16 protein-coding genes, 1 tRNA gene and 1 pseudogene are annotated in these 14,473 nt (G+C 53.7%); 11 read left to right on the plus strand and 7 right to left on the minus strand.

Going from position 1 to position 14,473, the window contains the following annotated elements:
- Both dcd and ACESNI_RS18445 read right to left on the minus strand, forming a co-directional pair.
- Nucleotides 1-218, minus strand: a pseudogene (gene dcd / locus ACESNI_RS18440) (dCTP deaminase); the annotation flags it as partial.
- Between the two features lie 85 nt (nt 219-303).
- Nucleotides 304-477: a hypothetical protein gene (locus ACESNI_RS18445; RefSeq protein WP_373089761.1), complete on the minus strand. Its 174-nt coding sequence runs from the start codon at nt 475-477 to the stop codon at nt 304-306.
- Nucleotides 478-608: 131 nt separating this feature from the next.
- Here ACESNI_RS18445 and ACESNI_RS18450 point away from each other — a divergent pair.
- The 3 genes from ACESNI_RS18450 to alkB all read left to right on the plus strand — a co-directional run bounded on the left by ACESNI_RS18450 (nt 609) and on the right by alkB (nt 2,319).
- Nucleotides 609-683 (plus strand) — tRNA-Thr (locus ACESNI_RS18450).
- A gap of 351 nt (nt 684-1,034) precedes the next feature.
- Entirely contained in the window at nt 1,035-1,676 is a 642-nt protein-coding gene (locus ACESNI_RS18455; RefSeq protein WP_373089763.1) for a hypothetical protein, read from the plus strand.
- Nucleotides 1,669-2,319, plus strand: coding sequence for a DNA oxidative demethylase AlkB (alkB, locus tag ACESNI_RS18460; protein WP_373089826.1), 651 nt, complete (start codon nt 1,669-1,671; stop codon nt 2,317-2,319). The genes ACESNI_RS18455 and alkB overlap by 8 nt, the downstream gene beginning before the upstream one ends.
- A 114-nt stretch (nt 2,320-2,433) precedes the next feature.
- On the opposite strand, the gene ACESNI_RS18465 is transcribed toward alkB, so the two are convergent.
- Nucleotides 2,434-4,089, minus strand: a complete 1,656-nt coding sequence (locus ACESNI_RS18465) for a hypothetical protein (RefSeq protein ID WP_373089765.1) — start codon at nt 4,087-4,089, stop codon at nt 2,434-2,436.
- A gap of 158 nt (nt 4,090-4,247) precedes the next feature.
- On the opposite strand from ACESNI_RS18465, the gene ACESNI_RS18470 reads away from it, so the two are divergent.
- From ACESNI_RS18470 to ACESNI_RS18485, 4 genes are read left to right on the plus strand one after another with little or no spacing between them, the layout of a single operon-like run.
- Nucleotides 4,248-4,862, plus strand: a complete 615-nt coding sequence (locus tag ACESNI_RS18470) for a HutD family protein (protein WP_373089767.1) — start codon at nt 4,248-4,250, stop codon at nt 4,860-4,862.
- Between the two features lie 15 nt (nt 4,863-4,877).
- Nucleotides 4,878-7,517, plus strand: coding sequence for a YdbH domain-containing protein (locus tag ACESNI_RS18475; protein WP_373089769.1), 2,640 nt, complete (start codon nt 4,878-4,880; stop codon nt 7,515-7,517).
- 14 nt (nt 7,518-7,531) lie between these two features.
- Nucleotides 7,532-7,735, plus strand: coding sequence for a YnbE family lipoprotein (locus ACESNI_RS18480; RefSeq protein WP_373089771.1), 204 nt, complete (start codon nt 7,532-7,534; stop codon nt 7,733-7,735).
- A complete protein-coding gene (locus ACESNI_RS18485; protein ID WP_373089774.1) occupies nt 7,735-8,097 on the plus strand; it encodes a YdbL family protein in 363 nt (120 codons plus the stop codon). The genes ACESNI_RS18480 and ACESNI_RS18485 overlap by 1 nt, the downstream gene beginning before the upstream one ends.
- A 37-nt stretch (nt 8,098-8,134) precedes the next feature.
- On the opposite strand, the gene ACESNI_RS18490 is transcribed toward ACESNI_RS18485, so the two are convergent.
- The gene (locus tag ACESNI_RS18490; RefSeq protein ID WP_373089777.1) at nt 8,135-8,920 is read right to left on the minus strand and encodes a helix-turn-helix transcriptional regulator; all 786 of its coding nucleotides are present in this window, start codon (nt 8,918-8,920) and stop codon (nt 8,135-8,137) included.
- Between the two features lie 163 nt (nt 8,921-9,083).
- On the opposite strand from ACESNI_RS18490, the gene ACESNI_RS18495 reads away from it, so the two are divergent.
- A complete protein-coding gene (locus tag ACESNI_RS18495; protein ID WP_373089779.1) occupies nt 9,084-10,352 on the plus strand; it encodes an MFS transporter in 1,269 nt (422 codons plus the stop codon).
- Between the two features lie 28 nt (nt 10,353-10,380).
- Here ACESNI_RS18495 and ACESNI_RS18500 read toward each other — a convergent pair whose 3' ends face one another.
- Both ACESNI_RS18500 and ACESNI_RS18505 read right to left on the minus strand, forming a co-directional pair.
- Nucleotides 10,381-10,734 carry an antibiotic biosynthesis monooxygenase gene (locus ACESNI_RS18500; RefSeq protein WP_373089782.1) on the minus strand — a complete coding sequence of 118 codons (354 nt, stop codon included), beginning with the start codon at nt 10,732-10,734 and terminating at the stop codon, nt 10,381-10,383.
- Nucleotides 10,731-11,060 (minus strand): NIPSNAP family protein, encoded by a 330-nt coding sequence (locus tag ACESNI_RS18505; protein WP_373089785.1) that lies wholly within the window; start codon nt 11,058-11,060, stop codon nt 10,731-10,733. The genes ACESNI_RS18500 and ACESNI_RS18505 overlap by 4 nt, the downstream gene beginning before the upstream one ends.
- Before the next feature lie 75 nt (nt 11,061-11,135).
- Here ACESNI_RS18505 and ACESNI_RS18510 point away from each other — a divergent pair, with 75 nt between their 5' ends.
- On the plus strand, nt 11,136-11,825 hold the full coding sequence (locus ACESNI_RS18510; protein WP_373089787.1) for an ArsR/SmtB family transcription factor: 690 nt from the start codon (nt 11,136-11,138) through the stop codon (nt 11,823-11,825).
- Nucleotides 11,826-11,845: 20 nt separating this feature from the next.
- Here ACESNI_RS18510 and ACESNI_RS18515 read toward each other — a convergent pair whose 3' ends face one another.
- The gene (locus ACESNI_RS18515) at nt 11,846-12,691 is read right to left on the minus strand and encodes a DMT family transporter (protein ID WP_373089789.1); all 846 of its coding nucleotides are present in this window, start codon (nt 12,689-12,691) and stop codon (nt 11,846-11,848) included.
- Nucleotides 12,692-12,920: 229 nt separating this feature from the next.
- Between ACESNI_RS18515 and ACESNI_RS18520 the strand changes: the two genes are divergently transcribed.
- Nucleotides 12,921-13,778, plus strand: a complete 858-nt coding sequence (locus tag ACESNI_RS18520; protein WP_373089791.1) for a TauD/TfdA dioxygenase family protein — start codon at nt 12,921-12,923, stop codon at nt 13,776-13,778.
- A 71-nt stretch (nt 13,779-13,849) separates the two neighbouring features.
- Entirely contained in the window at nt 13,850-14,458 is a 609-nt protein-coding gene (locus ACESNI_RS18525; protein WP_373089793.1) for a glutathione S-transferase family protein, read from the plus strand.
- Nucleotides 14,459-14,473 lie beyond the last annotated feature (15 nt).

Raw genomic sequence — 14,473 nt, forward strand, 5'->3', positions numbered from 1 at the left:
CGGTCTACAAAACTATCGTTGGAAAAAGCTTTCGGATCAACTGTGGCCGAATCAATATTGGTAAAAATCTTGAATTCGTCGGAAACGCGTGCGTCATATCCATAAGAGGAGAGACCATATGAAATAGTTCCTTCCCGCTTCTGGCTTTCCACAAACGGCTCTATCATCCCATTTTTTCGGGCAGTTGATCTTATCCATTTATCGGAAAGAATGGACATAATGCAGGTCTCCGCTAAAACGCATAATTTGGGTCGGCATACTACAGTCAGAAAGTGAGGGGGCCAAGATCAAATGCGAAATTGGTCAATTGTCGAGGCGATCCCTGTTTTTTATGGCATCAGGTGCTTTTTCGCCGCGATTATGCTGAAGATTTTTTCGCTTGCGAAGATTGGACCGTAACGCGGCGGCCAGACGCTCCGCCTTTTCCGCCTGCAGTTTTTGTTTCCGGCCTTGCTTGTCTTTATCATCGTCAGTCATCGGTTTTCAGCTCGATCCAAAATGTACCGTCAATTACGTCAATAGATGGGTTTTGTCGTTTACGCAAATTTGTCATTGCAGAACGCACCCCGCTCTTATATACAGCGCCTTGCAATTTAGTTCGCAATTTCGCCGCCGTAGCTCAGGGGTAGAGCACTCCCTTGGTAAGGGAGAGGTCGACAGTTCAAATCTGTCCGGCGGCACCACCCTTCAGATGCAAGATATTAATTTATACATATATTGTTATGCCGTCATCCGCTTCGGATGCTGATGGCGTGAATAATGATGTGACGTTTAAGTTTTTGATGTCGCTATATAAGCGTGAGAACCCGTCCTAAACCTTCTCCCTGTTTCACGTGAAACATTGCCTGAAATGTCGTGAAACGGGTTCGGATTGATGACGGGCGGAGTTATTATAGCATTATCTTCTTCTGACCTCTCGGCGCTGGTTTCCTGTTCCCAATCGGTTTACTATATCCTGAATTTGAGGAGCAGTTATTGATATGGTTATGGCAGACGTCGGCACGATCCGGATCGGTATTGGCGGGTAGGTTGATATGCCGCTTCAGAACCGTGTAACCCCGTTTGGCGAGATCGTGGCCATTCCCCAAAGAGGAACCGTCACGGGCAATCGTGGTATCATCCATGATCCGGAGACAAAGACGCTGCTGCGCAGGCGCTGGACGAACAAGGCATGGCTAATCTGCCTTTGCGACTTCAAGGGGCGCCGCCGGGACGTCATGGCGGGTCGAAGCTGGACCGAGCTCTTTTTTCTTGATGAGGCCGTGGCGTTGGCGGCGGGCCATCGGCCCTGCTTTTTCTGCCGGCGCGCGGCGGCAGAGGCGTTTCGCGCTGCCTGGGCGATTGCCACGGGCGAGAAGAGGCCGTCTGCGCCCGCGATGGACCATATCCTCCATCAGGAGCGGATGACGGCCGGTAAAAAGCGTCTCCATGCCCTGTCGGGTCCCTTGTCGGCATTACCGGACGGCTCTGTCGTCGCCTCCTCCTCGGGGGCCTACACAATTGCGGCGGGCTGGGCGTTCCGCTGGACTGAGGCAGGCTATGTGCAATCGGCGCTTCGCCGTGCTGACGGTCTGTTGACGCCGCCGTCCAGTGTTGCGGCCCTTCGGGCGGGGTATCGGCCAGTTCTCCACCCGACAATCGAAAAGGTACTTGCAGATATCAATCCCGATGAATGACCTGTTTGAAAATAGCGCCCCGCTTGATCCACCCCGCGAAGTCATGGCCGAGGGGGCCATCCTGTTGCGCGGCGCGGCTCTGCCATTTGCGCCCGATATCCTTGTCGCTCTTGATGGGATCACTGCCCGGTCACCCTTTCGGCATATGGTCACGCCGGGTGGCTACAGGATGTCTGCGGCCATGACGAACTGTGGGATTGCTGGCTGGATAACCGACCGTCACGGCTACCGCTATGACCGGGTCGATCCGGAAAACGGGTTCCCTTGGCCTGCCATGCCCACCTGTTTCCTTGATCTCGCCGTCTCGGCTGCTGCTGATGCCGGTTACGTCAATTTCGTGCCCGATGCCTGCCTGATAAACCGCTACGACCCCGGCGCGCGGCTGTCCCTGCATCAGGACAAGGACGAGCAGGATTTCGTCAATCCGATCGTGTCGGTTTCGCTCGGCCTGCCCGCCATCTTCCAGTTTGGCGGCCTGACGCGCAGTGACCCAGTGTGCAAGTTTGCGATGCGCCACGGGGACGTCGCCGTCTGGGGCGGGCCGTCACGCCTCAATTTTCACGGCGTTGCGGGGGTGAAGGACGGGCATCATGACATGTTAGGCAGCAAGCGCATCAACCTGACATTCCGGCGCGCCCTCTAGATCATTTGTCCGGCAAAATTAAAGTCCGATCCGGCGGGCTGGGTTAGCCAATCAGCTGCCGGTCATTGCGCGCCGAAATGAAAACAGTGCCGATGACCATAAAAACCGAATGGACTAAGGCAGGTTAATATTTTTTGAGGGAATTTCGCTATCCTGCAGCCGCGAGGCGATTATCCATCTATTCAGGGGTGTCGTACTGTCCCCGGAGGAGTAATTTTTCAGGGTTGAGTAAAAAATATAAAACTTGCCATCCTCTGGCTCCACCGTTGCCACTTGAAATTGATCCCATTCGTAATGATAGGTCGTTTCCGTCCCGGACAGGGTGACTTTACCGCCCGCACCGACATCGATTTTGTCGATTTTGGCTTCGCTTGTGTCCTCTGAACGATGGGTCTTTTCAGTATTTATAACGAGGCGCTCGATTTTCCCGACATACTCATACTGAGGGTTTTCAAGGGTTTCTTTCGCAATTTTCAATAAATCGGAGTCTGTTGTCGCCGCCTTCGGCATCCGCACCAACTCAAGGGCTTTGGCATGCTTCTGCTCATATAGATCCGATATCTCCTGCATGCGGGTTAGCTGCCCTTGTCGCTCCGTGTAATTCTCATGCTTGAGAAGCCGGGCATACTCCGCGGCCTCGGAAATCAGCAGGCGTTTGGCGGCAAGGTCCTTTCGAATTTCATCCGCGCGGCCTTTTGACAGGAAATTATTGGATTGCTGTAACGGGTCTGACGGGTCCATGTCGCTGTAAAAGGAGAGGTTGTCCATCTCGGATTTAACTGAATAATCAAGATTTGCAGTAAAGTCGGTGACGCTTTTATCAATTGTCGCCACTGTCCCCCGAAGTGCCCGGTCGAACCTGTCCACGTCGCGCATGTCAAAGGCGCCGCCTTGTTCCACGGTCAGGCGTGTCTCGGGCAGATAGGCGCGGTTCTTTATTTCCGGAAGAGGCTGGTAAATCTGAATTGCCGCCTTTCGCATCTTTGCAAGGGTCATGAGCCACTGTCCTAACTCGCCTTCCTGATACGGTTGCGCCGGTGTCTCCGGAAGCGACAGTTTGTGTACTTCCTGATTAACGGCGGCAAGGCGCGCCTGAACGTCGCCGAGGACCGCAAGCTCCTTGGCGGCATGGTCTTTGCCGAAGCCTATCATATTTTCATATTTTGATAAGGCGGCGGCCGCTGCGACGACATCGGCGTCGCTCTCAAAATTTGCAAATCTGGACAGGGAGGTTTTGAAACTTTGCAGCCTTTCCTCTCTCTTCTCGACATAAAGGGGATCCTGAAAGGGTTTCGGACCCGCCTTGTCCATGGTGTCCGTCGAGCTTTCAATATCCCGTTTCAACTTCTTGACCTGAACCCGTTGTTGGGAAATCATTTGCGTGTTCGCCGCTGGAGCGGAAGCTGCCGGTTTCTGGTTTTGCGCGGACCCGTTCGTTACCGAAGGCTTTGGTTGAGCGGCCGCCGCAGCGCCATCCTGTGATATCAGGCTGTTTAACGAGGCGACGAGGGCGGTGTAGCGCTGATCGGTCTCCTGCCACGCGGGCGTGGAATGATCCGGGGCACTGTCCAACCTCTGCCGGGTCAGGGTCAGCAGTTTAAGGGCCCGTTTTACGGCATTTGGTTGGGCCGTGGATTGCCCGGAAAATTGCTGTTCATACTTTGAAATATCGCTGAGCGCAGTTTCAACCTGCCTGTCCATTGCATTTGCCTGGGCAACGCCAATAAAGGTAATGGCGCTCAGCCAAAGTATAAATAGCATTTTCTTCATGTCTAAAAGTCCATAATTTTCTGATTTATTATGCTTCATTTAATCGAATACAAATTTATTTATCAACTCATTATTATATCTTGAGATATACGGGCGCCCATGACAGCCTAAGTGATAGGCTATTCATAAAACATTCTAACTGCCGACGCCGGGAATAGATGATGAGATTAAGTGAAACTACCGGATTAACCGTTCTCAATTATGACGACTACCCCGTCGCCCCGTGGAAAAATGGACAGGGCGTCACCCGTGAGATTTTTAAATATGCGCCAGAACCGATATTTGACTGGCGGTTAAGCCTTGCCGATGTGAGCCAATCGGGGGAATTTTCGTCCTTTACCGGGTACGAGCGCATTATCACCTTACTGGACGGTGATGGTTTTTCACTGGATTTTGGTGACGGCCAGAAGAAAGATCTCGGGGGTCTTCACGAGCCTTTCGTTTTTGATGGCGGCGCGCCGCTTGACTGCAGATTGTTTGGCGGTCCCTCAAAGGACCTTAACCTCATGATCCGGCGGGAGCATATTAAGGCCGATTGGCAAATTCATGATATTCAGTCTTCCCTCGACCTGGATTTGGAGGGCGACCATGTTCATTTAATTTTCTGCCTGCAGGGGAATTTTTATGTCAAACAGGAGGATGCCGCGCCATATGAAATAAGGGAGTGGGGCTGTGTCCGGCATTATGACGCCTCAAGGGCGGTCATGTCGATCTGGTCGGGCGGGCCGGGAAAGGTCTTCCATATCAAGATCGCTGGTGTTCAACAGACCTGAAACGGATGAAAGCGCGTGGCAATTGGCAAAATTAACGATGTGAAATGGATCGTCGCCGGGGGGCTTTCCCTCGTGCTGGTGCTTGCCATACTCCTTATCCTCTTCCGCGTGGCAGCCGTTGAGTTCGGCGGAAAAGCGGCTTTGAATTTGCTGGGGTTCAAGGATGTAACTCTCAATATCGACTATGTAACGATGCGTGACATCCATGTGAGCGAATTATCGCTGGGCCGCGCATTGCAAATACAGGATATATCAGCGCGATACCGCTTTCCACAAATTCTGGCCGGTCAAATTGATGATGTCGTCATTGGAAACGTCGCTGCTGACCTTTCCCGACCGCAGGAAGGGGCCATTTCGAAAATCCTTGAACTTGCGCGCCCGTCGGGAGAACAGGGATCCTCCGGTACCGTCTCAAATTTGCCATCGATCACCTTGAAAGAGGGTCAAATCTTTGCCGACGCCGAGGGGCGGACCCTGAGGGCCGATGTGCAATTTTCGCTCAACTCCGATTTACGGCTGGACGGAACGGCCCATGCAGACGGGACGCTGGAAACGGCGGCGGGCCCGGTCATGCTCGAAGGGTTGGACGTTTCCTATCGGGCGAATATCGGTGAATCTACTGCCGGATTTACGCTGGAGGGAGGCATTCTGCGTCATGGGGCGAATGTGCCTGAATGGGCGCCATTGCGCCTCACCGGCACCGGTACCTTGTCCGACAAGAAAGCAAAAATTGACATGGATGTTCAGACAGAGGCGAAGGCCTCGCTCGCCCGACTTGAGGGGCAATTTGATCTCACCGCCAAAACAGGCAAGGCCACCGTTAATATCCAGTCGCTTGTTTTCGACCGGAAGGCTTTACAGCCGCATGACCTGTTCCGGTATGCGGAAAATGTACCCGCTTTCGACGGCACATTGACGGCGGCGGCGGTTATCTCGCTGGACGGCCCCACGGTAAGCTATAACATGGATATCGAGCTTTCCGGCGTCGCCATGGAGCAGAAAGAGGCGCGCATAACGACGGAAAAACTCCCGCTCAACGTTACAGGTACATATCTGCTTGATACCAGCGAGCAACGAGCGAGGATAACCGTGCCGGAGATGACCCTAGATTTGGCGTATGGCGACAGACGCTATCGTGTGAACAATCTGAAAGCGGAGGCAAGCATCCTCAATTTCGGCGAGGAAATTGCACTGGAAAACCTGAGCGCCGCGGTCACCGAGGGCGGGAAGGTGGGTTCAGCGTCCGCCGCAAATGATTTGTCGGCGACCGTTAAGGCCAGTGCTGGCTTTAACCGGAATGCAATGCATGGCCTCCAACTTGGCTCCGCTCTCGCTGAAATTTCAAATGCCAGTTATTCACGGGATGGCATCATAATCAGAAACGCTGGCCTGAAAATAAAAGCGGAAGGCGCGGAAAGCGGTAACATTAGTGGCACCGTGACCGGAAAGGTCAGCGAAGTCACCCTGAATGCGCAAAAAATGGCCGTTCCCGCTATAGATGGCGAATTTCAGGTGTCGCCCGAACAGGAGAATTCGGGGCTGGCGATGAGTCTGGAGCTTAAAAGCCTTCAAGTTACCCCCCTGGACGGGGCGTATTTTAAGGAAAATCTGACGGCGACAGGCTCCGCCCGGCTGGAAAAAGGAGCCGCGGATTTTAAGGCGGCGGTTTCATCGAAAAAACTGGGCCAGTTTATAACGGCGGAGGGGCAACATTCGCTGGAGACAGGCACCGGAGCAGCCCATTTCAATATGGCGAAACTGTCCTTTGAAAAAGGAGGGCTGCAGCCGTCCGACCTATTAAGCAACATGGATCCGAAGACAGTTGTTACCGGTCAGCTGGAGCCCGTCGGGGACATAAACTGGTCGCCGCCGGCTCTGACCGCAACGGCGCGGGTAAAGCTTGAAAATATAGCGATAAAATCGGAAAGCGGGTCGATTTCAGGGCTAAAAGGCGTTATCGAGGTTGATAATCTCTTTCCGCTCACAATCGCCAAGACGCAGGAACTGGCGGCGGATGCGGCAAATGCGGGTGTTCCTATGCAGTCGCCAAATCTCCGCTTTCACATACAAACACCGAACGGATCCCCGGTTCTATATATCGACAGGATGACTGTCGGGGTGGCGGGCGGAACGATTTTGATTGAGGACACCGCCTTTGATAGCTCTAAGGATGTGAACAGGGTCACCGTGCAACTCGACAGCCTGAATTTGGCGGATGTGGTCGCCCTTGGGAATATGGAGGAAGTGACGGCCACAGGTAAGATCAGCGGAAAACTTCCCCTGATTTTCGATGGTGACAATATTATTGTCGATACGGGATTGCTGACGGCCGACGGGTCCGGTGTGCTGAAAATGAATTCAGATACGGCCCGGCGGGCGTTAGCGGGCGGCGGGGCGCAGACCGAGTTGTTGCTCGATATTCTCAAAAATTTTCAATACACGGCGCTTTCCATTAACATCGAGAAGCCAAAGGTTGGCGATGATATTGTCACCCTGCATACGGAAGGGCAGAACCCGAATGTAGAAAATAGCCGACCGGTTGTCCTGAATATTAATTTGACAACTGATCTGGACAAGTTATTCAACGCGCTTTTGAAGGGCTATCGCTTGTCCGAGGAAGCGCTCCGTGCTACCGTCAAGGACCTCAAGAAATGAATAAAGGAAACCCCGTGAAAAGACGCTTGCTGCCTATGGTCGCTCTCCTCGCGGCGGGTTTTATCGTGACGCTTCAGGCCTGTACACCAACGGTGAAGGTTGAGGCCCCGGCAGAGCCGATCACGATCAATCTGAATATCAAGCTTGATGCGGAGGTCCGCCTTAAGATCGAAGAAAAAGCCAAAGACGATATCAACAATAATCCGGAGATTTTCTAATGGTGACGGAACGCAAGGACCGGAATTTCAGCCGCCGGTTTGTTCTCGGTGGTGTATTGGCCATCGCGGTGCTGGGCTCAGGCCTGGCCTCATTTCCGGCCTGGGCAGGCGAGCTTGAAGATTTGCGGGCCTCCGGTGCGATCGGGGAGGCTTATGATGGCTTTGCCCGGGCACGGGACAGTTCGGCAAAAAGTTTCGTCGATAACCTGAACGCCCAACGACGAGAGATTTACACGAAACGGGCTGCGGCCCAGGGCGTGCCAGTGGATCAGGTTGGGCGTGTCTATGCGTCGCAAATTCTCCAAAAGGCACCGGCCGGAACATGGGTTTTGGCGGAAAACGGGACCTGGAAACAGAAATAGCCGTTCACCCTAATTTGATTCACGGAAAACCGGCCCTTTAGGGTTTGGCCGCTACGGTAGATGGCGGCAATCCCATCACTTTGCCGAATGCCGCCGCAAAAGCGCTGGCGCTGTGATAGCCATTCTGGCGGGCGACCTGCGAGATGGGCTCCTTTCGCGACAGGGCCTCCAGCGCATTGTGAAAACGAATAAGCTGTCGCCATTGAATGAAGCTCATGCCGAGATCCCGCTCAAACAACCGGGCAAGCGTCCGCGGGGAAGCTCCGGCGATCTCGGACCATGCATCAAGCGTTCTCCTGTCTGCAGGATTGGCGAGAAGGGCGGCACAGAGCCGTTGCAGTCTTGCGTCGTGCGGCAGTGGAATATTGAGCGGCAGTTCACGCGAAACCTCTATTTCCAGCTTAATCATTTGCGCAATCAAGTCCGCGCGGCTACCCGCCTCATAGACAAGGGGCTCCTCGCTGAGCGCCAATATCAATTCGCGCAATAACCCCGAGATGGCGATAACCCGCATGGTCCGGGAATTGATCCCCGCGGCCCGAGTGTCGATATATAACGTGCGCATTTCAACGTCGCCATGCATGCTGATTGCATGCGGCGTACCGGCGGGAATGTAGACGGCACTGTCGGGCGGCACAATCCACGCTCTCGATCCCGTTTGCAGCCGCATAATCCCTTTCGGTGCATAGAGTAACTGGTCCCGCGTATGTTCATGCCGGGGAATGACCCAGCCGTCGCCGAAGCTTTTTGTCATTACGCCAATAGCTTGCGGCAGATCTTGATAATCCAGCGGGTCCGTACTGTGTATTTTGTCAGTAGTCATGCGCACCAGTTTAAAAATCAGCAAAAGAATGGATTGGCTTAAATTCGACGAATATTGGCATGACATCGTAATTCAGTCAATTGTAACCTGAAGAATAGTTACAAAGGACAGGACAGGCAGATTTCAAGATTGAAATCCTGAGCGAGCAAAGGAGCGAGCCAACATGAACCGGGACCGATTACATTTCCTGTTGCTGAATATAGGCCATTTTCTTGACCATTTATTCACACTGGTTTTCGCGACCGTTGCGGCTTTGGCACTTTATCGCGAATGGGGGATCAGTTACGCCGAACTTCTGGCATATGCGACGCCGGGGTTTATTGCGTTTGGCGTATTCTCCTATCCGGCGGGCTGGATCGCGGACAAATGGAGCCGCGACGGTATGATGTGCTTGTTTTTCATTGGGATCGGTCTCGCGTCCATTATAACCAGCTTTGCCAGCACACCCTTGCAGATAGCCGTAGGGCTGTTCGTGATAGGGATGTTTGCCGCCATCTATCATCCTGTTGGCCTTGCCCTCGTTACGATGAAATGGCGCAACACGGGAATGCGGATTGCCGTAAACGGGGTCTGGGGAAATCTTGGGGTCGCCTGTGCGGCCCTGATGACAGGATATCTGATAGATCATGGTGGCTGGCGGATGGCCTTTGTCCTGCCGGGGCTGTTCTCCATCGCCATGGGATTTATCTATTTGACGCTGCGCTGGAAAACCATCCTTCGTGAGCCGCCCGAGCGTAATCCGGTGGCGGCGGGCGCTGAACAGGTTATGTCGCTCTCCTATCGGTCCGTGTTGATCCGTGTCTCGGCCATCATTTTTTTTACGACCGCCATTTCCTCGACCGTCTTTCAGGCAACGACTTTTGCCCTGCCGAAAATATTTGATGAACGTATGCAGGGACTGGCAGCACAGCTCTCGGCGTGGAGTGAGCATTTTCTCGGGATCGGCCAGAGTGACGTCGCGACGGTCATCGGCTCCCTGGTTTTTGTTGTTTTTACCGTCGCTTCTTTCGCACAGCTGGTTGTGGGAAGCCTGCTTGACCGTGTTGGGCCACGCCGCGTATTTGCGGGGGTTGCGATACTCCAGCTGGTTTTCTTTTCCCTCATGCCGGGGTTGAGTGATGGCATTGCCCTCGCCGTTGCGCTGGGCTTTATGCTCGGAGCGTTCGGGCAAATACCGATTAACGACTACATGATCGGCAAGACAGCAAGCGGTCCTTATCGAGCCCGTATTTATGGCGTCCGGTATGTCGTCAGCTTCAGCGTTCTGGCAGCGGCGTTGCCGTTAATTGCCTTTGTTTACGAACACTGGGGCTTTGATACCCTGTTTCGACTTCTTGCCGGTGCCGCGGTTGTCTTGTTGGCGGCCATTGCAATTTTACCCAAGCGCCTGCCGACACCGACACTTGCCACCTCCAAAGTCAACGCGGGATAAGGTTTCCCGAAATTTATGTAGGCCGGTTTCAGTCGGCTTGATCATGCACTTGGAGACTGTCCGGCGGAGCCTGGTCACGATCAAACATGCCGTAATCCCGGATGACAGCAGCAACCCGGAGGCGATAGTCTTCAAAGACAACCTCTCGCCCCGTCGCCTGCGCCTTGCGATGCGATTGCAGTCCGCGCCAGTCGGCGACGGCTTTCTCGTCGCGAAAAAGCGAAAGGGAAAGAATTTTCCCCGAGTCTGTGAGACTCTGGAAGCGTTCAACTGAAATGAAGCCATCGATTTTTTCAAGTTGCGGGCGCAAGCTCGCCGCAATGTCGAGATATTGCTGTTTATGGTCCGCATGGGGCCGGACTTCAAAAATTATCGCGATCATGATGTCACCAATCTGCTGTGGGGGGCGGACGCCAGTTTTAGAAAAGTTCGATCCTCGCGCAACAGAAATTTTTCCTTTTGGGCAAATTCATAATTCTCCTGGCCCATCGGGTCGGCAGTTAATCTCTGTCTGTATTGTTCATAGGTCGCTAGATTTTCGATGTTATAGACTCCATAGGCGAGGGTTGATGACCCCTCATGAGGAGCGTAATAGCCTATCAGGTCGGCGCCGCAACGCGGGATAGCCTCGCCCCAGTTGCGGGCATATTGCTCAAACTGCGATTTCTTTACGGGATCGATATGATATCGGATAAAGCAGGTAATCATGATGTATTCTCCAGTTCTTTGATAGCCGTATGATTGCATATTGAACGGCAATAATAATTCGCTTATGATCGAACTATGAAAGAAGGTCCTGACATATCCTTATTGGCCTCGCTCATTGGCGATCCAGCCCGCGCGAACATGCTGCTGGCGCTGTTGAGTGGAAAGGCGTTGACCGCAACTGAACTCAGCGCCGAAGCCGGCGTTACCATTCAAACGGCAAGCGCGCATTTGAAAAAGCTGGAAGCAGTTGAGCTTTTATGTCTGCGAAAGCAGGGGCGGCATAAATATTTCACGCTTGCCGATGCAGATGTGGCGGGCGTTCTTGAATCCCTGATGGGGCTTGCGGCCAAGCGGGGACTAATGCGGACCCGCACCGGGCCAAAGGATCCCGCCCTTCGCAAGGCGCGGGTCTGCTACAACCATCTGGCCGGAGAATTGGGCGTGTCGGTCTATGATGGAATGCTCAACAGCGGATATATTGCAGAAGACGGGGACCTCGTTGACCTGCTGCCGGCCGGTGCGGACTTCGTCGAGGCATTTGGTATTGACCTGCAATCCCTGAATATCATGCGGCGTCCGTTGTGCAAATCCTGTCTCGACTGGAGTGCCCGGCGCACACATCTTGCGGGTGCGCTTGGCACCGCTTTCCTGGCCCGCTTTTATGAACTGGGCTGGGCGTCGCGGGACGCGGGGTCACGGGTGATCCGCTTCACCGCAAACGGTGAGAAACAGCTTTTGAAAACCTTTGCTTCTGACCCGCAATAACGAGGGTTTATTTCTGAGCGCTATTTGCTTGTTTTAAGCAAGACTGCCCCTGCTAATGTCACGATGCTTGCGGCCAACCGGAGGAGGTTAAGCCGCTCCTTCAGAAACAGCACGCCAATCAGGACGGCGAAGACCATGCTTGTTTCTCGTGTTGCCGACACGAGGGGAATGGGCGATGAGGTCATCGCCCAGATAACAATCCAGTAGGCAATGAGGGAGGCAACCCCGGCAAATACGCCAGCTTTCCATGTCCTCTGGACCTGCCGGACGACCTGTCCGCGGCGAAGCAGAAGTGCCAAAACTGCAATTGGGATTCCATCGAGGGCGAATAACCAGAAGGTATAGGCGTGAACATCGAGGGCAAGACGGCCGCCTAGTCCGTCGACAATCGTATAGCCGGCAATGAAGGCGCCGGTGCCGAGGGCGAAGAGAATTGCCTTCGCATCGCCGACGCGGCTGGCCCCACGGGTAAAGGCAAGACTGATAATCCCGAGGGCGATGAGGGCGATTGAAAAGGTCTCGCGATCGCTCAGCACTTCGCCGATAAAGACCACGGAAACAAACCCGACGATGAGCGGGGCCGACCCTCTCGCAATCGGGTAGACATGGCTGAAGTCGCCATATCTATAGGCCATGATCAAAAAGAAGTAATAGCCGTTATGCAGGACAATCGATGCCCAGATATAGTGCCAGACCTCTCCTTGTGGCGGCTCAAGAAATGGCAGGACCGCACAGGCGATAAGCGACTGGCTCACCATGATCGTTGCCATAATGATCAGCCGGTCACCGTTGATCTTGACGAGGGCGTTCCACACTGCATGTAATAAAGCGGCACATAATACCAACGCAAACACTATGCCTGTCACTGAATTTCCTTTTACATCGAGAGCAACTGGACACGTGCGGGATGTTCTTGCATGGCGAAAAACTGATGCGGATGAGGTTACCGTACGGGTCGGGGAATTCTAAAGGCTTCTCGAAAGGCAATCAAGCCGCCTGTGTCTCTTTCGATCGTCGCGGTTCGCGTAATCGACTTCGTTTGACAAAAGGAGTATGACTTAAATATTCAACGCAGGATCAGGGAGGAGCCGTTACATGAATTTTGACGTCAAACCAACCGATGCCAGTTTTGGTGCATTCGTGACAGGCCTGGACCTGCGCCATCTCGGCCGATCCGAGTTCGACGATCTTTACCAGACCTGGCTGCGTTATTCCCTGTTGATTTTTCCCGGACAGCATCTGAGCCAAGCGGAGCAGGTGCGGTTCGCCAAACGGTTCGGCGCAATGGAGTTTGATCTGGCACCCATCAGTAATGTCGACAAGGACGGTCAATTGATCAAGTCCGACGACAATGACATGGTGAAGATACTGAAGGGGAATATGGAGTGGCATCAGGACAGCACCTATATGCCGGTGCAGGCGAAAGGCGCGGTTTTCACGGCGCATGTAGTGCCTGATGAAGGCGGTGAGACAGGGTGGGCCGATATGTCGGCCGCCTATGACGCCCTTAACCCCGCAACGCAGGAACGGATCGCTGATCTCAGCGCCTATCATTCACTCTACTACAGTCAGCAAAAGGCAGGTTTTACGCAGAAGAAGCAAGGCAGCGAATACAGCGGCTATGGGTTTTTCAATCAGGAGCCGCCCCTGCGCCCGCTGGTGAAAATTCACCCTGAAACCGGGCGGTCGACATTGACCATTGGCCGCCATGCCTATGGAATACCGGGACTATCCCCTAAAGACTCCGAAGCTTTACTGGATGACCTGGTGAAGAATGCCTGCCAGCCGCCGCGCGTGTATCACCACCACTGGACGGTGGGCGATGCCGTCATTTGGGACAATCGGTGCCTGTTGCATCAGGCGCGGCCTTGGAATATGGATATTCCGCGGGTCATGTATCATTCGCGCATAGCCGGAGACCCAAAAAGCGAGTCTGCGGCGGCGGGCGGCTAAAACTTGTCTCAAGCCGCCGGTGTTTTACGCAAAAATAAAAGTTTGAAAATAATATGAAAAGGGGAAAACTCTTGAAGCTTTACGATCTCAACGCCTCCCCCAACGCCCGCAGGGTCCGTATTTTCATTGCTGAAAAAGCGATTGATATTCCAGTACAGGACGTGGACCTCGCGACCGGATATAATAAAACGGAAGATTATCTTACGAAAAATATTCTCGGGCGTATGCCGCTGCTAGAGTTGGATGACGGCACCTGCATATCGGAAAGCCACGCAATTTGCCGCTATCTTGAAGAAACATATCCTAACCCGCCACTGATGGGCCGGACCCCGGTTGAACGTGCCCATGTCGAGATGTGGAACCGGAGGATGGAACTTGAGCTTCTCCATCCGCTGATTAACATGTTCATCCATTCTCATCCAATGTGGAAAGACACCCGAACGCAAATACCGGACTGGGCGGATGTTTGCCAACGCCATGCGATAGAAACGCTGGGCTGGCTCGATAGGTCATTGGAAGGCCGGGAATTTATTGCGACGGATGACTATACCGTTGCCGACATCACGGCTCAATGCAGCATTTTGATGGGCAAGGCGGTCGGCGTCCGTGTGCCGGAAACTCATTCAAACATCGCAGAATGGTGGGGCCGCGTCACCAGCCGCCCAACCGCGAGAGCCTGAGAACGCTGCCCTGCC

It is taken from the genome of Sneathiella sp. (assembly GCF_041689005.1).
Lineage (GTDB): Bacteria > Pseudomonadota > Alphaproteobacteria > Sneathiellales > Sneathiellaceae > Sneathiella.